Origin of the sequence: Bradyrhizobium tropiciagri (assembly GCF_018130545.1) — a bacterium.
Classification (GTDB): Bacteria; Pseudomonadota; Alphaproteobacteria; order Rhizobiales; family Xanthobacteraceae; genus Bradyrhizobium; species Bradyrhizobium tropiciagri_A.
This window is the reverse complement of record NZ_JAFCKF010000005.1, coordinates 97,431-117,638: the sequence shown is the minus strand read 5'-3', so window position 1 is coordinate 117,638 and position 20,208 is coordinate 97,431. Positions and strand designations below refer to the sequence as shown.

Sequence of the window (20,208 nt, the reverse complement as noted above, 5' to 3'; positions counted from 1 at the left end):
GCAATCCCGCTATCAAAACAGCCACTTCCAGATGGTGAGGCGCACCCAGTCGACCAGATAGTGCGTCCAGATCCAGATCAGCTTCCGCTCGCCGACTTCGACCTTGCCGACCCCCTCCATGCCGGGCCGCACCTGCTCGGAGGCGTCACGCATTCTCGCTTCGACCCGGAAGAAATTGCGACCGTCCTGGGCCGTCGAGACCGGCGTGATCTGTTCGACCGAGAACTCCATCTGCTGATGCGGGATGCCGGAAAGCGTGAGCTCACCCTGTTGTTTGAGCTTCAGATAGGAGATATCGCGTTCTTCCACTTGCAGGATCACGCGGTAGCTATCCAGCGGCGCGATCGTGAACAGCGACTTGCCGAGCTCGACGGGTGTCCCCAACAGCTGTTGCAGATCGCCGGCAACGACGATGCCGTCGAACGGAGCGACCAGCGTGGCGCGCGACAACTTGTCCTTGGTGAGCGACAACATCGCGTCAACCTGATCGATCTGCGCCTGGAGTATCGCCATGGTCGAGCGCTCCTGCGCCGCCAGCGCCTGCCGATACTTGCGTTCGAGCTGCTCACGCTCCGACGACAGCCGCGCTTGCTCGAGCTTGAGCTCTCGATCATCGAGCTTGCAGAGCACCTGCCCGACCTTCACGGTGTCGCCGGCTCGAACGAAGCTCTCCGCAATGAATCCGTCGAACGGCGCCGCCGCAATCCGCTGCACGGCGCCCTCGATGACGGTTTTTGCCGCGACGCGATAGGTCCCGTTGACGATGCTGAAGAACAGAATGAACCCAAGTGCCAGCAGTGCGATCAGCTTTGCGCCGGGGTGGCGCGGTCCGAACAAGACCTCGGCACCGTGGCGCACCGACGAACCGGCATACTGCAACAGGTTACGCTCGCTTTCGCGCTTGAGCGTCAAGATCGGTCCAAGCAGCCCGCCGACAGTCTTGCAAAGCTCGATCGTCGCGTCGTCGAATGGCTCGCCCCTCGTCCGTTCCAGGGTAAGGACGCCGGTCGCGTGCCCGCCATCGACGAGCGGAACGGAACAAATCGCCACGTCGTGATATTCACGGGCCAGCTCGTCATGGGCGAGCGCGGCACGCTCCACGTCGTCGCGCGGCGGAAACACCAGAGCGACATCGAGATCGAGCACCTCGTCCATGGCATTTCCGATCCGCCGCCCAAGGTCCATCTTGGGATCGAACGTCGCGGTATGCGAGATCACCTTCACTTCGGTACTGCCGGACTTCTCGAGGCCGATGCTGACCCGGTCGCACGCCAGCCGTCCGGCGAGCTCGTTCGCGACCGCGAGCGCGGATGCCGAGAGATGGCGCTCCTGCATGGCGGTCGCCACGATATCCATGGCGATCCCCATGCGCGTCAACCGCGCCTCGCGCTCTTCCAGCGCCCCCTTGCGGAATTGATCGATCAGCCAGGCACTCGCCCAGTGCAGCAGCCGCAGCGCCCGCTGGAGTGCCGCCTCGGGTCCCGGCCCGATATCGAGCACCACGACCCCATGAAGGGTGCCCGACACCTCGATGGGGTAACCGATGAAGGCGCCGCGCCCTTCCGTCAGCGCGACGATTCCGCGCCGCTCGGTCAGCGCTCGTTCGGCGGCCGGGCTGAGATGCTGCATATCGAGACCAGGGTGCGGCCACACCGCAGCGGGAACGTAGGCACCGTCCTTGTCAGGTCCGAGCAGGAGCAATCCACCTCCGGCACGCTCGACCTGCATGCACAGGATGGCCAGCCAACTCGTACAGAATTCCGCGCTGTCTTTCGCTGCAGAGAATTTTGCCCAAGCCACCGATTCCGCGCGGGACGCGTCTTCGGCAAAGGAATAGATCGGCGACGCGGTTGTCATTGCGGTTTTGGGCTCCGTCGAGCTTGTCGCTGCGACACCGCAACCATAGCGGTATCGCAGCGCGCACTTGAGAGCGCGCTGCCGTGGCGCAGAGACCGGGCGAACGGCATAGCCAGAGCTCTATACTAAGCGGATGCCCTTGATCCGTTTAATCGATCATCGGCCGTCGCGTCACCGCTGGAGGGCGCCTCCGGCGTTCCTCCCTTGATGACGGAAAGGCGCGATGGCAGGGCCTGGAAGTTTCGCATCGACTGAAGATGAAGATAGAGCAGCTCCAACGCATCGCTCTTGGCGAGCTCGGCGAGCTTTTCGCCGGAGAGAGCCTTTAGCTTCTCCCGGTTCACCGCCATGAAGCCGGCGAGCGACAGCTTTTCGCCGGCGGTCGTCTCGACCTGGGCCTGCATGGGCTCGAGCAGATCGAGCTCGAGGACCTTCTTGCAGAAGGCCACGGTGCGGTTGAACTGCGCCTGATATTCCTGAAGGAAGGTCAGGACGTTCTGGACGTATTGGGTGGGCTTGTGGTCGGCATCGAACAGCTCTTGTCCTCTGGCCTCTCGATTAAACCCTGAATAAGCCTCGTCGATGCAGAGAATCAGCCGATCACCGTCCGCGCTCGTCGAGAATACGAATGGATAGCGGCGAACGAATGCAGGGACATATTTGGCGTCCCATTTCGCATCTCGGGACAGAAACAGATTCTCGCCTTCCCGCACGCCCAGGATCACCGCGGGCATGATGCTTTCCTTGTTGCCCGCGAACACGATCGCATATTCCGAGACAGCATGCGGAAACTCGACCGCCATCAAGGGCACTGAATTCGTCTTGCCGCTAAACTCGTAGTTTCTCTTCGTCTCGATCGCGCAGCCGTGATGGCGAGCCGCGGACAACGGGACGACGGTTTCGTAAATCAGCAGTTGGGTCGTCATAACTCTACTCCTCCGCCTCTACTACAGGCCTCAGCCGGCCCCTGAATTATTCACTGACATTGGACGTATGCGCATACCCGCGTTTGGATTCCACTGGGCCTTGTCCTGGCCCAGGTGGTTCAGGAAATCATCGAGCCATTCCTGCGAACCGTTCGCAGGTCCAGAGGCGAGATGGCCGACGGCATCGAGATCGCTACCCCAGTTGATGCTGGCTGTTTCCTTTGGCTTGTCTGCCGTCCGCGATGAGTGATGCGTCGACGCCGACGAATCCACCTCCGTCGTTGCGCTTGGTCCCGGACCACCGACCAAGCTTGCGGACAGCGAGACGAAGTATCCGCCGAGATCCGTATCCTGGCCATGGCTCGTCTTGGTGTCCGGCTTGATGTTTCCGGGCTTCAGGACAATGTTGGAGGGCAAGGTGGCGCCCGCAGGCACATCGGGGCTTGCGAACGCTGCCACCGGTCCGGCCACCGTCGCTGTCGTCGGCAGCACGAACGTCGCTGCCGGCAAAGTGATCGCCGAGTGGGCGGCGGACTGCTGGATCCCGATCCCGCTCTGCAGCAGAGCAGTCGGAGCCTGCTGTCCTTGCCCTTGGGGCGGTTCCGGCAGACGACGCTCACCGGCTTGGAGAGTACTGCCTGCAACATCGTTGCCGGTGTCTTCGGCGAATTGCATGGCGTTGCCCATCTCGTGGACCAGCGTGGTGAGCAAGTCCATCCGTCCGGCCGCGGGGCTCGAGGATGAGGCCTCAAACACACCGCTGGCGAGCCGGATGGTGAATTCGCTGTTGTCGCCCGGCGTCGGATCGACGAACCAGCCCCATCCGGCCGCATCGCTGTCGAGCACGATGGTGTTGCCGGTCGTGGCGCCGAGCAGCTGACCCGGAAGATCCGCGATCAACACCGTGACCTGATCAAGCACCGAAAGTCGCGGGTCTGTCGGCCCTAGCGCATCGATCCACACTTGCTTCGCGGTCGCGACGATGGCCGCCAGTTGATCGGCGGTGACCGTTGCGACATCCGTTGACGGAGGCGCCGCAAGCGCCGCCGATTGCGGCGTGCCACCGCCGGCATAGGCAATGTCGTCACCGCGGATCAGCGCGTTGTCGAACGAGGCGTTGCCGTTGCGCGCGTAAAGCCCGACGCTGCCGTCGTGCACCAGGCCGTTGTAGTTGAAGCTGAGGACGCTCTTGCCGTTGAGCACCACATTGACGTTGTTGGTGACGGTCTCGCTCAGTGCGACCAGCAGGCTGTAGTCGGTGCCGGCGGTAATGGTCGCAGTCGCGACCGCATCGACGTACCAGGTGCCGTTGCTGCGGTGTCCGAGCACGACCTGATTCGTGCCGGCAATGATGCCGGCATAGATGAAGTCGTTCGACGACGTGTAATCAAAGATCAGTCCGGCGGATGTGCCCGTCTTGCTGGCATTCACCGTCGCCGAATATTCCACATACGACAGCGGCGCCACCGCAAGCTGCCGCGTCGTGAGCGCGACGTCGTTTGCGGGCGGTACTGCAAAATAGCGTCCGCTGGTGCCGCTCGTCGTGGTCCAGGTCCCATTCTGCGGTGCGAAGTTGTTCGCAACACCGTCCGAGAAATCCTCAAGGATCGAGTAGGTCGGAGTAAAGGGAAGCTTCTGCACCGAGTAAGACGTGACGTTGGTCAGCGAACTGTTAGTGCCGAGGCCCAACGTTCCTGTATTGAGCGGCTTCGTGAACGTATAGGAGAGCGAGTAGCCGTTAAAGCTGACCGTTGCGGTCTCGAAATTCGAGGCCAGCATGAAAGCGGTCTGCTTGTTGGTGCCGAGGCCCTTGACGGTCAGGGTTGCAACGTCGGTCCATCCCGACGCTGTCCGCTGACCGATCTTGATCTGGTTATTGATGACGTCGATGCCGGCGTACTTGAAATTATCCGGCGCCTGGTAGTCGAAGATGACGTAGCTGTTCTGGTTCGCGCCGCCATAGCCGACCTTCGCCGTGACGGATACTTCGTAGTAGGTCGGCAGCCAGGCATCGAGATCGAACAGCGTGACATTGTCTCCGCTCACCGTGCTCAGGCTGTTCGAATAGGCTGCGCTGGCGACGCTCCAGCTGCCCGCGGCCACAAACATGCCGGTTGGCGAGCTGTTGCCGGTGAAGCTTGCGCTGCGCAACACGTCGCGCTGCGTGCCGGGCGTGTTGCCGGCCTGCGGATCGGTCGGTGCGCCGGTCTGGCCATGCCACGCGCTATCTTGCTGCAGCACAAGGCCGAGCTCGCCGGCAGGTTCGCCGTTACGACCGGGATTCGGGTCGTTCTTTGTCGGCAGGGGCGGTGTCGCGCCGCCGTTGAGATCCGAGAAGCGGGTCGGGTCGATGCCGTCGCTCAAGGATTCCGCATACAGGAAGTTCTGCACACCGGGCTGCAAAGTCCGGCTCACGGTGGCCATGCCGAACTCGGAGAACGGCACCAGATAGGAGTTGTATTCACCGACCCAGTCGATCAGGCGATCGCCGCCGGTATTGGCGATCAGGACATCCTTGCCGGCGCCGCCATAAGCACGGTCCTCGTAGGTCGGCTGCGTAATCGGCACGTTGTTGAGCCCGCCGTTCACCGTCTGGTCGTCGACCGCGTTGAGCAGGTCGTTGCCCCAGCCGCCGTACAGATGGTCGTTGCCGGTCCCGCCGACCAGCCAGTCGTTGCCGTTGTCGCCGAAGATGGCATCGCCGCCGTCGTTGTACGCCGCAGCGTAGGCGACGGTTTGGTTGCCGTTCTGCTGCGATGTTCCGCCCGGCACATACACGCCCGAGTTCTGGTTGAAGTTCAAGAAGAACTGTGCGCCGGTTGGCGTGGCGCCCGCAGCCCATTTCGAGGCTGTTCCATCCGCGTTGAGCAGGATCTCGCGCAGCGGATCGTTTTCGTCATAGAGCGCGAACTCACCGGTGCGCCCCGCGATCTTCGGATGCGTGAACTTGCCGTCGGGGTCGGTGGGGTTGAAGGCCAGCACGTTGCCCGGGTTGAACGGATGGTAGTAATCGATCTCGTTGAGACCGATCGGGGTGCCGTCCGCCGCGTATTTCGGCGCATAAGACACCGGCAAAGCTTCGGCGCCGGACATCGCGTCGTCACCCGACCCGCCATGCATCTCGTCGTTGCCGAGCCCGCCGAACATGATGTCGTCATAATGCGACGTGGTCTTGCCGTCGGAGTTGGGCTCGTTCGGCTTGGCGCCCGCATACGAGAACTCGTCGCCGGCTGGCTGCGTCCCCTTCCAGTTGGGATCGGCGCTGAATGGCGTAATGTCGACCGTAAACTTCAACACTCCGCTGACGTTGATGGTGTCGGTCTGCATGTTGCCGGGCGTGTAGATGTATTCGTTCAGCGCGTTGCCATTGCTGTACTTGGGATCGCCGTCGGTCGGCAGCAGCGGCGTCACGCCATACAGCGGCTCGCCGAGGCTGACATTGTAGTTTGCAGCCGACGAGGTGGCGCTGAGGCTGTTGCGGCTCACAAAGATGCGGCCGTCGTCACCGAGCATGCCGTCGTCGCCGGTGCCGCCCGACATCCAGTCATTGCCGTAGCCGCCGATCATCGTGTCGTTCTGGCCCTCGCCGTACAGCCAGTCGTTGCCGACCTGGCCGTAGATGACGTCGTCGCCACTCTCGCCGTGGATTTCGTCGGCGGCGCCGATGTCACCATGGGCATTGGCCGGGTTGAGCGGGTCGGCGCCGTTGAAGTCCGGTCCGCCCGGCGAGTAGTCGAGCAGCCTGTCTGCCCGTACGACGATCTTGACCGTGTCGTCATATGCCACCACGCCACCACCGGTGGTAACCTTTGACAGTGTGATCGTCGGATCGTGGGGGCCGGTGTCATAGTTGAAGCGCAGGAAGCCGTTGTAGCTCTGCACCACAGTCGGGATGCCGGTCGTCGTCAGGTAGGCGTTCATCGTTAGTGTGGCGACGACCGCCGATCCGACCGGGGGCGCGACGATACCGTTGACGCCGACCAGCCGGATGATGTCGCCATTGTCACCGAGGATGTTGTCGGCGTCGTTGGCGTGGCCGTTCGGATTAGTCGTGATGTTGATCCCGTTGTTGCTGGTATCGACGGTTGCGTCTCCGGCTGCATTGAGAGCGATCGCGTTGCCGGAACCACCGAATATCAGGTCGGAGCCGTCCGGCCGCAGGGCCGGACTCTTCAGGCTGAACATGTCGGAGTTGCCACCCACCAGATCGTCCTGGTTCTGGTTGCCGAACACGATGTCGTTGCCAGCATTGCCTTCAACGTAGTCCTGGCCGTCGGATGCGCCGTCGAACGACGGGCGCAGATTCAAGGCGTTGTTGGCGTCGCGGAACGGATTGCCGGCGATGTTGGTGCCGAGACCAATACCGGTCACGCCGACGCGCCCGCCTTTCGTGTCGGCCGGATCGACCGCCATGATGCCGTTGCCGAGATCCTTGATCAGATGTGCGACATAGTCGATCGAGCCGTCGCCCTGGATCACGTCGTTGCCGGCCTCGCCGAACAGCATGTCGTCGTTGGGCCCGCCGGCGATGTAATCGTTGCCGTAGCCGTTGGCCACGGTCACCGAGTTCGAGCCACCCGGCACCGTATCGTACATCGTGATCTGGTAGTCGCCCCAGTTGGCGTGGCCGCGGGGATCGGCCTGCGGGATGCCGTTGGCGTAATCGAGGCCGGCCGCTGCCGTATCGGTAGCGGAACCGGTGCTGTAGATCTGCGTACCGCTCAGCGTCTCGAAGCGCAGGTTGGCGTAGTTGCCGAGCAGCCCTGCCCCGGCTGTCCTACCGACCAGACCGCGGGTCAACGTCACGTTGTCGCCGAACACCAGGTCGCGACCCGTGCCGCCGTCGAGCGCATCGTTGCCGGGACCGCCGATCAGGATGTCGTCGCCGCCGTTGCCGTAGATCGTGTTGTTGCCGCCGACCTGCCGCGACTGGCTGCTGATGACCCGCGCCAGCAGCGTTGTCTCGATGCGTTGTGGTACCAAGGTCAACGGTTTTGTGGTGTCGCGGGCGCCGTCCGTCGCCTGCGTGATGTCGCCGAGCGCGCCGAAGATCACGTCGTTGTTGTCACCGAAGACGTCGGAGCTCGTCACGCCGACGCCCGGCGCCTCGCCGTAGATCAGGTTGTTCGCACCCGGGGTCAGCGGGTCGAGGTCCGGGGCGCCGGAATTGCCGGCGGCCTGCGCGACCGTCAGGACGCGCGTGATGACGTCGACGTTGAAGCCGCTATCACCGTAGATGTGGTCCTGCCCCCGTTCGCCGAGGATCGTGTCGTTGCCCGAACCGCCAGCGAGGTGGTCGCCGGCCTGGCTGCCGATGATGGTGTCGTCGCCGGCGCCGCCATAGGCGGTGATGCCGACGGTCGGCAATTGCCCGTCCGGAATGCTGGCGAACAGGTTGTGCGCGTCGATGACGTCGTTGCCGTTGAACGTATACTGGTTGGCCAACGGGAACACGAAGAAGTCGGCGCTCTGCCCGAGCCGGTTACGCTCGACGATCGTGCTGGTCAGGTTCACCTTGGCGTCGCCGCTGGAGGCCGTGTTGCCATGCAAGAACGCCAGGAAGCCCGGCTGCAAGTCGATCAGCTCGAGCGTGTCGTGCTTCGCCAACGCACCCCAACCGATCGCGGCCGTCACCTTCGTCTCGGTGACGACGCTGGTCGTCAGTGTCAGCGTCTTGCCGTCGGCGCTGATGCTCTGGATCGTCATTATCCCGTTGTTGTGAGCGGTTAACGCCACCGTGATCTGCTCGCCCGGCAGGAAGCCGTCGAGCAGCCAGCTGCCACCGGCGCGGCTCAGCGTATTGCCGCTGAACGTGAGGCCGGAGATCTGCTTGCTGTCGGCACGGCCGCTGATCGCCGCCGTGTCCGTCTCGGCAGTCACAACGTTCTTGGCGGTCAGGGTCAGGATCTTCGCCGTGACTGTCGCCACTTCGTAATTGCCGTCGTTCTTCGCCGTACCGGTGATCGAGATCGTCTGCCCGATCACGAAATTGTCGGTGATCCAGCTTCCGGTATCGGTGCGGGTGATGGTGTCGCCGGCCACGTTGGCCGCAAACGTCACCGGATACTCCGAGCCGACCTTGGCGACGGTGCCGATATCGATCGTGATGCGTGCACTCTCGCTGCCGCCGACCGGTGTCGGGATCACGCTATTCGCTGCATTGAGCGTCAGCGTCTTGCCGTCCAGGCTGACACCCATAATCGTGAAGTTGCTGTTGTTGTAGGTCGACTGCGACACCGCGATGGTCTCGCCGACGGCGAAACCGTCGGAGATGAAGCTGCCGCCATCGAGCCGGGTGATCGTGTCGCCCGAGCCGCTGCGCGCGAAGCTGATCTGGTTATAGGTCGTGCCGAGCGTGATCAGCCCTTCAGTGACGAAGCCGGGGTCAAACGGGCTGTTGTTGGGCAGCCTGATCGATGCAGTGTTCCATTCCTTGACCGTGTGCGTTGCCGTGCCGGTGCCCGCAAACGCCGGCGTCAGTCCGCCCAGCGTCAGCGTCAGATCGTTCAGCGTCTTCACTTCGCCGACGGCGACGCCGTCGATCGTCACGAGTCCGTCGACCTTGTAGCCGTCGGTGACCCAGCTGCCGCCGGCGCGCGTGATGGTACCGAAGGTGCCGTCGGCGGTGTCGAACGTGCCAAGCGTCACACTCAAGGTGTCGCTCGGATTCGTCGCGCCCGGTCCTGGCGTCGCCATCGTGAATGCCTGGTTGTCCATGTGCGGCATCGGCTTGCCGCTGAACTTGCCGAGCGAGGAGGCCTGGTAGGACTTGCCGGCGTACCACACGCCGTCCTGCGTCGTGTCGCCGTAGACGACGAGCGGTGACCCGATGTTGACGGTCATCGGAACGGCCGCCTGCCGCGGCAGGATGGCGGTCTGCCCGGCCTGCCCCGAACCGGCGAGCAACAGCGTGTCGTTGGTGGTCTTGGTGGTAGCGAAGCCGGTGACGAGGAAGTCGCCGGTCAGCTCGACCGTCATCGGTTCCGAGCCGACGGTCGGGACCACCGTGTTCGCAGCGGTCAGGATCAGCGTCTTGCCGTCGGCGCTAACTCCGGCGATCGTGAAGCTGCCGTTGTTGGTCAGGCTGCCATTGGTACTCGTGGTGCCGGACAGCACCATCGTCTGGCCGGCTGCGAAGCCGTCCGTTGACCAGTTGCCGCCGTCGTTGCGGGTGATCGTATCGCCTGCCGCGCTGCGCGCGAAGGTGACGTTCGGGAAGCTGAACTCGGCGGTGACGGAGACCTGCTGGCCGACCGCGAAGCCGCTATCGCTGTCCCAAGCCTTGCCGTCGCCGCGGACGATGCGATCCAGCGTCCCGGCCGGGTCGGTGTTGACCGGCGCGCTGACGGTCATGCTGCCGTTGACGAAGTCGCTGCTCCCGTTGACGGTGATGTCGTCGCCGCCTAGGCGCACCATTGCAACGGTCTGGATTGCGGGCAGCTTGGTCAGATCGCCTCCGCTCAGATCCAGCGTCGCGCCGTTGTTCTCGAATCCGGTGACCATCCAGGCTCCCGGCTGACCGCCGATCGCGACCGGCTGGCCGATCACGAACCCGCTGTCGGCGGCCCAACTCTTGCCGTCCTTGCGGGTGATCGAACTCGTCGTGACGGTGAACGGGCCGGCCGCCGCGCTGGAGACCAGATACCGTCCGGTGACCGCCACGGTGCCCGTGACGTTCGTCGCCGACGTCAGCGAGATCCCGCTGAGCAGCAGTACGCTGCCGTAGCCCTGGCCGTAGGTGCCGGAGCTGCCGTTGTCGAAGCCGGCGATCGTCGCCGTGCCGATATTGACGGGCTTGCCGTTTCCGCCCGGTAGGTACACCGAGACCGTCTGGCCGGCGACGAAGCCGAGCGAGGCCCACGGCAAGCCGTCTTCGCGGGCGATCCGGACGAAGGCGTTGGCGGTCGAAACGTCGAAACTGCCGGTCGTCTGGGTCCCGATCTGCTGACCGCTGTTGACCTGCAGATAGTCGGTCACCGAGATCGTGCCACTGAGCCCGGTGCCGGTCGTCGTGGAGGGGCCAGCGACCTGCTGCAAGGTCAACACGCTGTTGGCGCCGTGCGCCACGCTACCGAAGCTCACCACCGTATACGCGCCGGTCGTGCCGCCATCGACGCCGAGCATAACCTCCTGGCCGACGGCGAACCCGGCCGTAACCCATGACTGGAGGTCTTCGCGCGACAGCGTGTAGACTCCGGCCTGGCCTGCAACGGGCGCGATATCGAACGCGGGCACATTGGCATTCACCTGCAACGGTGCATTGCCGCCGCCATGAATGGTCGTGATGCCGCCATGCTCGGCGGTGATGCCGATCGTGCCGTCCGCGTTGTAATCCGGACCCGGGATCAGGGTGCTCTGCACGTTGAGATTGTCGTTGCCGCTGCCGAGGAAGATGTTCAGCACCTCGATCGTCGAATGACTGCCGTCGGTGGTGAACTGTCCGGTCTGCGGGTTGACGCTGATCGTTCCGTAGCTGATGCCGAGCGGATAGATCAGCGGTTCGCCGAAGGTCGGCCCATTGCCCGCCAGCCGGGTGAAATCGAGCACGCCGGTGCCCATCCCGAAGCCGTTGAGCGCGGTCGAGGTCAGCGTGCCGCTCTCGCCCGCCAGTGAGCCGTCATTGTAGATGTTCAGCGTGTCGATCGCCTGCGACTCGGGCGGCTGCGGCGGGATGTTGAACAACGGCCCGTTCGCCTCGCCGGGCAGCAGCACCGCCGGCACCAGCGACACGTTCTCCGCGGTCGTACCGCCCTCTACCGACAGGGGTCCCTGAATGCCGTCGAGCAGATGCGCCATCTTCGGGAACGCGCGCAGGTTCTGGTGTCCCGGCTGGATGTCGAAATAGGGGTCGCCGATCAGCGGCACCGTGACCATCTGGTACCAAACGGGCAGACCGGGGTAATTTACCGGATCGGGCGTATCGGGATAGTTCGCATCCGGCTTCGCCTTCGGCGGCGCGAAGGTCACGACCGCCGCCTCTTGCGTGACCGTGACGTTCGCTGCGGTCACCACGGTGCCCTCGCCGCCGAGCGGACGGCCGCTATAGGGCACGACACCGCCGGGCGCAGCCGGATGGTCGGTCAGCACCATGACGTCGAGCTTCTTCGCGGTCGTGCCGGTGATTAGGTCGATCTTTTCGATCAGATCGGTACCGCCGATCCCCTGGATATCGACGATCTGCCCCTCGAGGAATCCGTTGTCGAGCCAGCTGGTGCCGTCCTTGCGCGTGAGCGTGTCGAGCATCTTATTGATGCTGGCTGCCGTGTAGGTGCCGGCGGTAGGCGTGACCGCCGCCGTCAATGTCAGCGTCTTGTCGGCAACGCCGCCCGCTGCGATCGTGAAGAACGCCGGCGTCGAAGGCGCGCCGTTGGTGCCGAGCTGGATGTTGTTCGAATTCAGGATCTCGATGATCTCGCCGGGTGCGAAGTTGTCGTTCACGAAGCTGCCGACGTCGCTGCGGGTAATGGTGTTGCCCGATATCGTGATATCGCCGGTGAACATCAGGAACGGCATGCTGCCGACCGCGTAGGCGACGTTGGTCGCTCCGGACGCGTAGGCGCCCGCGTCCTGCAACGAGTCGATCGTGGCGACGTTGTAGGTGCCGGCGGTCGGCGCGCTCGTAAGAGTGATCGAATTCGCGGTGACGGCGTTGTCGGCGCTGCTGATCTGATAGTCCGTGGTGACCAGGCCGGTGCCGAGGATGCGGATCTCCTGCCCGGGCAGGAAGCCGTCGTTGATGAAGTTCAACAGTTCCGAGCCGGTACCCAGGGTGATCGTATTGCCGCTGATCACGATGTTGCCGGTGAACAGCTTCGTCGGCTGCTTGCCGCCGATCTTCGTCAACGTGATCGTGGCATCGTTCTCGTTGATGTCGGTCTGCCCGTCGGTCACGATCGCGATGCTGACCGGCGCCAGTGGCGCGCCCGTCAACCGCATCTTGTAGCTGTCGCCGGTCGCGGTCGGTGGATCTGACGCGGTCTGCGCGGTGACCAGCGTGCTGCCACCGCTCTCCAGCAGGAATACGCCCGGCGTCTCGTCGTCGAGAATACGCGCATAGATCGACTGTGTGCTGTCCAGCCCGTTGTTGACTGACGCGCTGTTGTATTCGCTGTCGGTCGTGTTCGGCACGCCGTTGATGGCAAACGTCTTGGTGAAGTTACCTGCCGTGACCGTGTTCGCAACCGTCAGCGTCAGGGTCTTCGAGTCGAGGCTCGCGATCGTGTAGGTGGTGTCGTTGGCGCCCGCACCGGTGATCGTGATCTGCTCGCCCTTCGCAAATCCGTCGAACAGCCAGCTGCCGCCCAGGTCGGTCCGCGTGATCGTGTCGCCTGTGGCGCTCTGCGCGAAGGTGACGGGCAGCGTTTTCTGGGCGTAGATCGACTGGATGATCTGCGTGTCGCTTGGGTTCTCCGGAGACTGGTCGTTGATGGCGTTGATCGACACCAGCACCGGCTTGTTCCAGTTGGTCGAGTCGAAGACGATATGATAGGCGCCCGGCTGGTCCGAGTAGGCTTTCAGGTCCTGGACGAAGCGCGGGTCGGACGAGCTCAGGGTGGCCCGGCCGTCCTCCGCGTTGACAGTCACGGTCACATTGCCGACCGGAGCCTTGGTCAGCTCGATCGCATAGAGATCGCCGACCGCAGTTGTCGCATCGCCCTCCAGCGCAATCGAATTGTTATCCACGACCTTACCCGCATATTGCGGCAGGCCGCCCGAGCTGAACGGATCGAGCTGCGTCACCTTGACCGCCGCCAGGTTCACGTCGTGGATGTTCACCTCGACGTTGCTGACGAGCGCGTGGTTGTACGATGGGTCGTCGCTCAGCACAGTATGGCTGATCGCCACCGTCCGGTCGCCCTCGGGCGTACCGTCGTTCGGCGTCCACACGTGAACGATCTGCTCCTGGTTCCAGTTGGAGCTATCGAATTCGAGCACGAGCGCCCGCGCCGGCACGTGCACCAGGGTGCCGTCGATCATGACGTCGCGGTCGTATGCCGCCGGCGCCACCAGGACACCCGGACCGACCTGGCTGGTCGCGAGCCACACGCTCTCGCCGCTGCCCTGATTGTCGATGATGTCGCCCGCGCCCAGGTAACCGTTGTTGCCATGAGCCCCCTGCTCGGCCATCGCTGCCGAGACGGTGACGAAGACATGCGTTCCGGCCACCGGCGCGTGACCCAGGCGAATGCCGTAGATATCGTCGGTCTGGCCTTCGGTCACTTCGGTGGTGCCCGGGCTTTGATCGCCGGCAACATTCTGGTCGATGATGACCTGGCCCTGCTCCGGCCGCGCGACGCTGAGGCTGATGCCATCGGCCACCAGCCCGTTATAGGCCAGATCGGCCGACGTGACGCGATTGTTGATCATACTGCTGGTGCCGTTGATGTCGCGCGACACGACATCGCCCGCCACATCGCCCGCAACGTTGATCGTGTCGTTGCCGAGCCCGCCGACGACACGCACCGCCATGCCGGGCGCCGTGCTCAGCACGTCGATCGTATCGTCGCCTTCGAGCGCGTTGATCTCCAGCACCTGAATGTTCTGGTAAGTGACGGTCAGACCGGCGCCGAAGATGCCCTTGTCCGTCACGACGATGTGGTCGGCGAACTCGGTGCCGAGGATGACCAGCTTGTTGAAACCGCTGCCGCCGTCTACGGAGACCGGCGCGTTGATGTTGTACTGGACCTGGTTGTCGCCACCGCCGGTACGGATGTCGGTTTCGGCGGCCGTCGAGAAGCCCTTGGTCAGCAGCGGCTTGGCGATCATCTGGACCGGGTCGACCCAGACGATATCGTGGGTGATCGGGTCGGTCTCGGCCAGCGCAAACGCGCGCACCGTGAATAGATCGTTGCCCTCGTCGCCCTCGAGGCGCAGCGGCGCCTGGTTGCTGTAGACCGTGAATGTATCGTTGCCGGTGCCACCTTCCGCCACCAGCGGCGATGTCGCGCCGGCGCTGAGCCAGCCGCGCGTCGTCGCCACCGTGCCGTAGATGCTTTGTGGCGTCAGCGAATTGGCGAGTTGCGGGAACCCGTCGAGCCCTGCCGTTCCCGTCAGTGGCGGCGGCAGCGCTGCCCCGACCACCGAGCCGCCATAGGTATCGCCGACCGGCTGCGGGGTCGGCGGCTGGCTGCCATCGCGCTGCAAGCCGTAGATCTGGCCGATCTGGAAGGCATCGTCACCGGCGCCGCCGTCGAGCGTCGTGGGTGCCGCGTTGTCATCCACTGCGAAGTAGTCATTGCCGCCGAGTCCATAGACCGCCAGGCGGCCGTTGATCGCGCTGTCGTAGTTGACGCGCTGCACCGATTGCGAGCGCACGGCAGCATTGGCATTCGGGTCGGAGGCCTGCGCCTGATCCAGCGTGCTTGTCAGCAGGCTAGGATCATAGTCCAGCACCGCGACGAACGCCGTGTCGTCCTTGTAGAGCGATGGCAAAGCCGGGCTTTCCTGGGCGATGCCGGTCGTGCGCCGCAGTAGGAAGACGTCGTCGGTGCCGACATACCCCGGATTATCCTTGCCGTAGACCGCCAGATTGTCGACGCCGTCGGTCGGATCGCCGCTGTCGAGCACGTTGATGACGTAGTTGCGCAAGTCGCCATTAGCGTCGCCGCCATGCGAGCCGGTCGTATTGATGACGTAAGTGTCGCTGCCGCCCTGTCCGTCGAAGGTCAGTGTGTCGCCGCCCGCGACGCCGGCGGCCGTCTCTTGCGTAATCTTCATCGACTGCAGCTGGTTGACGACGAAGAAGTCCTCTCCGTCGTCCTTCTCGATCTTCACGTCGTCCTGGAGGGTCTGCTTCTGCAGCACATTCTTGGCGCTCAGCGTCATCAGTGCACCGGTCAGCGCGGTAATGACGTAGCTGTGGCTGTTATTACCGGTGCTGTCGATCAGCGAACCGATGATTGAAATGGCGTCGCCGACCGCGAAGCCGTCGTCGCTCCAGTTCTTGCCGTCCGACCGCGCGATGGTGTCGCCGCTGCTGTTCGGCGTGAACGTGAAGTTGTTCGCAGCCGATGCCGCCACCAAGATCGCCGGCGGGGCAAACTGACCGGCTGGTGTCGGCAGGTTGCTGCCATAGACCCGGGTCATGCCGCTCGAATACTTGACCGACAGCACCGCGGCAGTGCCGAAGCCTTGCCCGGGCCCGTCATGGATGATCTGGCTCTGGGTGCCCGGCATCTGCGATGCAGCGTCGCCGCTCTGCCCGCCGAGGAAGGTCTGGTCGAAATAGATCTGGTCGCTGTCGGTGTTGCCGAAGACACGCGTCAGATTGGCGGCCGGCGTGCCGTCGGCGGCGAACGTCACCGCACCATGGGCGATCACGCCCCGCAAATGCATGACGGTGCCATCGCCGGGATCGGTCGCATCGAATTCCGCGATGCCGCTCGATATCTCGCCGGTGCGGAAGAAGTCGCCGTAGATGTCGATGTTCTTCGCCGCGAGGATCTGCGAGTTCGCGGCGGTCGTGACGTCGTCGGCGACCCGCAGCAGGATCGAGCCGTTCGGGGTGTTGATCAAGCCATGGCCGATCGACTCTGGTGCGTTTTCGAGGAACAGCACCGTGCCCGACCCGAGCAGGTTGAGATCTTCGCCCTGCGCCGGCGTCTCCCGCACGGTGAAGCGCAGATCGACCCCGCCCGTGCTGGCGGTGCCGTCGCCGAGACCCAGGCCCAGCGCTTGCAGCAGCACGACGTTGGCGCTGAGCGCCGGATTGGGCGGCGTGGCGTCCCGCAGCGCCGGATCGACGATGTTGCTTTCGGTCAGGAAGATGGCGCCGGTCGCGCGCGCACCGATCGTGCCGCCAGCCACATAGGCCTGTGAGTCGATCTCGAGATCGTTGCCGCCGTTCTTGTTACCAATGTCGCCGCCGTCGGCGAACAGGTCGATCGTGTTGCCGACGACGCTCGCGGTATCGCCGCCGATGCCGCCCGCGCGCGCATCGAGAATCGAGCCGCTCTGGGTTGCCAGCGACACGTCGCCCGTGGTCTCGACGAGGCCGACCTCGAGGTCGCTGACCAGTTCCACGCCGCCGAGAAGCGTCTTCGCTTCCGCCCCGCGCACTACGTCGGTGATAAAGATTCCGTCCGTGTTGCTGCCGGAATCCGTATCGAAGGCTGTCAGCACGCCGAGCGGCGCGCCGTGCAATTCGTTGACGTTGATCTCGAGGAAATTGTCGGGCGTCCCGATGCCGCCCTGGCCCGACTTGTCCTGAGCGGGATCGCCGGTGATCTCGTTATCGCCGGCGATCAGCGTGATGTTGACGCCCCCGACATCGGCATCCGCGCCGAGCCCGTCATTGACCGCGTCGATGATTCGTCCCGGCGACTTCAGGGTCACGTAATTGCCGGTCGGCAGCAGCGGATCGAGGTTCGGCAGCGACGCATCCTTGCCGGTCGACATGATGCGGCCGACGCGGAGATCGCCGGTCTTTTCGGCCTCGGTGATTGAGGCGTTGGTCAGGATGTCGATGTGATGCTGGTCGCCGCCGGCCGGTACCGGCACCGGATCGTAAGGTCCGCCGGTCAGGTCGGTGATCGCTTCGACATAGATCAGTTTCGGGCTGCCCGCGGTCGGCTCCGCCGCCGTGACGATGATGTTGTGGCCCGCGGAGATGCCCGGCCGGTAGAGATGACCGTCCTGGGTCAGCGCCTTGACGACGTAGATGCTGTCGATATGGGTCGCGTTCGCGTTGGCAAGCGCGAACATGCCGACGTCGAGCGGACCGCCGTCGGTGGTATCCGGCGTGTTGAAGAACGTGAAGTGATCTTCGGCGTTCGAGAGCGGCGGCGGAATGTGGCCCGCATAGACGACGTCGATGCCGTCGATCTTGCCGCCTCCATTGCCGACGTCCACGCCGCTGACATCGGTCTCCTTGACGCTGCCCCACAGCTTCAGGTTGGCATCGCCGGTGGTGTTGACGGCGTCGATGAACACGCTGGTGTTGTTGTCGCGGAAGCGCGCCTTGACGTCGAGATATGCGGAATCGTCGCCGGCATTGCCGTTCGCAGCGTTGCCGGCCACGACGGCGAAGCGCTGCGCCGGGGTCAACGACTGCGTATCGGTCAGCGCGCCGGCAGCGCTGATCTTCAGGGCGGTGTGCGGGTCGCTGACGCTGGCGAGCTGGATGTGCTGCAGATCGGACGCGATGACGTAATAGTAATCGCCGCTGGTCAGTCCGTTGAGCGCGGTCGCGCCGCCTACTGTATTGTATCGCACCAGTTCGCCGGTGAAGAACTGGTTGAGACCGAGATAGATCGAGCCATCGGCGCTGCTGACGCGCGCCGACAGGAAATCGGTTGCCGCCGGCACGTTCGCGCTGTCGACCATATCGACGTTGACGCGATGGTTCACGGCAACCGGTGTCTGGCCGAACAAGTCGCCCGGATCCTGCCCGATATTCCCGTCCGGCGTCTCGAGATCGAGGATGTTGGTGCGGATCAGCTGCCCGAGACGATCGGTGGTGTTCGGGTGGCTCGGATCGTTGTCCGCGTCGGTACGGCTCGCGGTCGAGCGGATGTCGCCGTGGACGCTGACGATGCGCGTCGTACCGATCGGGTTTTCGATCTGGCCGTCGAGCACGATCGCAGGGGCGGCGGCGCTGGAGCTCTCGACATCGACCAGCGTCGGCTTCACCGTCCGCTTGATGTTGAAGCTCAGCCCGAGCGAGCTGGTGTTCTGGACGTCGACCAGGGGCTCGACCGTCGTATTGACGACGCTGATGCCGCCGACCTGCAGCGTGTACTGCGAGAGATTCAGGAGGCGCACGTGGTCGAAGGTATCGACGAATGTCCAGAGGCCGGTGCCTGCGCTGTGCTTGATCGACCCCGCCAGAGCGCCGGTCGTATCCTTGCCGGTGCTGAAGAACACCTGCCCCGGATCCTTGTTGACGATATTGCCGACGATGATCTTCTTGTCGGCGTCGTCGATCGTGACGGGGACGTTCACATCACGGGTTACCGTGACGCCGCCGGCGCCGTCGTCGGTGACCGTCAGTTCCGGCGAGCGACCGGACAAGATCACGACGTCGGAGCTGATATCGATCAAGTCATTGTCGATGGACGGCCGCTCACCGTTGTCGTCCGGGCCGCCGTGTCCGCTGTCGCCACCGGTCGCGAGTGACCGTTTGCTGCTGTCATGCGGTGCGGTGACCTTGATGTCGGTGCCGTTGGCGGTGGTGACCCGGAACGCCAGATGATCGGTGTAACCGCCGTCTCCCGGAAGCAGCGGGTCGCTGGGGTCGCGCGGCCCGGCCGTGACGATTGCTCCGGTCACGCCGGGCTGACTGCCCTCCGCGCCGAAGATTTGCGAATCGAAACGTGTGTTGTTGAAGGAATCGCCGTGCACGTCGCCGAACAGCCCGGTGGCGCGCCCGAATGCATTCGCCTCGGTGTAGATGTGATCGTAGTTGGCGATGAAATCGACGCCTTCATAGCCGGTCACGGCGGCTGAATCGTCCAAGGACACCTTATTCGCCGTGACGCTGTTGATGTTGGAGTTGCCGGAGCCGATGGCGATGAATCCGGCGCCATAACCTTCGCTGTGCGCGACGGAGTTGAGCCGCGACACGGTCGCCGCCACCCGGACGGCGCGCGCTGACAGCGAGGCCGCATTGGCGACGTCGGCCGTCGTGTGGCTGGGGCTGATCGAGTTGTCGGGGTTGACGTGCCCGATCGTGTTGTTGGCGTGGGCATGCCCGTCACCGCCGAGGCCGATGCCGCTGGCATAGGCGTTGGTCGACTGGCCGCTGCCGGTGTTCGGATCTCCGATCTTGGTGTCGGCGGCCACATTGATCGTGTTGCCCGCCAGCACGTCGGCGTTCGCCTTGACGGTCGCGCTTGTCGTGTAATCGATAGTCGAATTTGCCGTGGCATTGGCCACACCGACGAAGCCGCCGGTGATCGATCGCGTCGCGGCAGTCGCCTGCGACAGCGAATTCGCCGTGAGCGTGAAGTTGCCGCCGGCTACGATATGCGTCCCGGAGTCGACGTAGACGATCGTGGTGGGGGCCTGGTCGTTCTCGCTCGTGGAGTCGCCGACGCCCACAAATCCGCCGGTGTCGTTCTTGGCGCTGGCGGTCGAGTTGGTGATCGAGCTGCCGATGATCGAAACGTCGCCGCCCGCGGTGGCGATCCCGGCCGAGACATACGCGGTGACGGTGGGATTCTCCGTCAGCGTTCCGTGGTTTGTGTTGACGCCGACGAAGCCGCCACCGGATCCGTTGCCGACGGCCGAAGAGATGCCGTCGCCGGAGGGTGGCGAGACAACGTTCAACGGCACGCCGCCCGGACCGAGCAGCTGCTGCTGGCCGTCCACACCGGGCCCACCGGTGATATCGATGCGCAGTTCCTGCAATCCCGAGGACGCATTGAGGTCGATGCCTTCGGGCCCGATCCTGTGGTTGTTCGACGCTCCCGGTGCCACGGTCAGG

3 protein-coding genes (1 of these 3 cut by a window edge) are annotated in these 20,208 nt (G+C 64.1%); all 3 read right to left on the bottom strand.

Going from position 1 to position 20,208, the window contains the following annotated elements; translation table 11 throughout:
• Window positions 1-12: 12 nt before the first annotated feature.
• Window positions 13-1,857 carry an efflux RND transporter periplasmic adaptor subunit gene (locus JQ616_RS22255; protein WP_212018058.1) on the bottom strand — a complete coding sequence of 615 codons (1,845 nt, stop codon included), beginning with the start codon at window positions 1,855-1,857 and terminating at the stop codon, window positions 13-15.
• Between the two features lie 125 nt (window positions 1,858-1,982).
• The gene (locus JQ616_RS22250) at window positions 1,983-2,783 is read right to left on the bottom strand and encodes a SapC family protein (protein ID WP_212018056.1); all 801 of its coding nucleotides are present in this window, start codon (window positions 2,781-2,783) and stop codon (window positions 1,983-1,985) included.
• Between the two features lie 30 nt (window positions 2,784-2,813).
• Window positions 2,814-20,208, bottom strand: partial view of an LEPR-XLL domain-containing protein gene (locus JQ616_RS22245; RefSeq protein ID WP_212018054.1) — the 3' portion only. It continues 13,064 nt past the right edge of the window; only the last 17,395 of its 30,459 coding nucleotides appear in the window; the start codon falls outside the window, past its right edge — the gene reads right to left on this strand; its stop codon occupies window positions 2,814-2,816.

Bases quoted from the DNA above. Each gene is read 5' to 3' on its own strand.
- JQ616_RS22255 (WP_212018058.1), bottom strand. From the start codon at position 1,857: ATGACAACCGCGTCGCCGATCTATTCCTTTGCCGAAGACGCGTCCCGC.
- JQ616_RS22250 (WP_212018056.1), bottom strand. From the start codon at position 2,783: ATGACGACCCAACTGCTGATTTACGAAACCGTCGTCCCGTTGTCCGCG.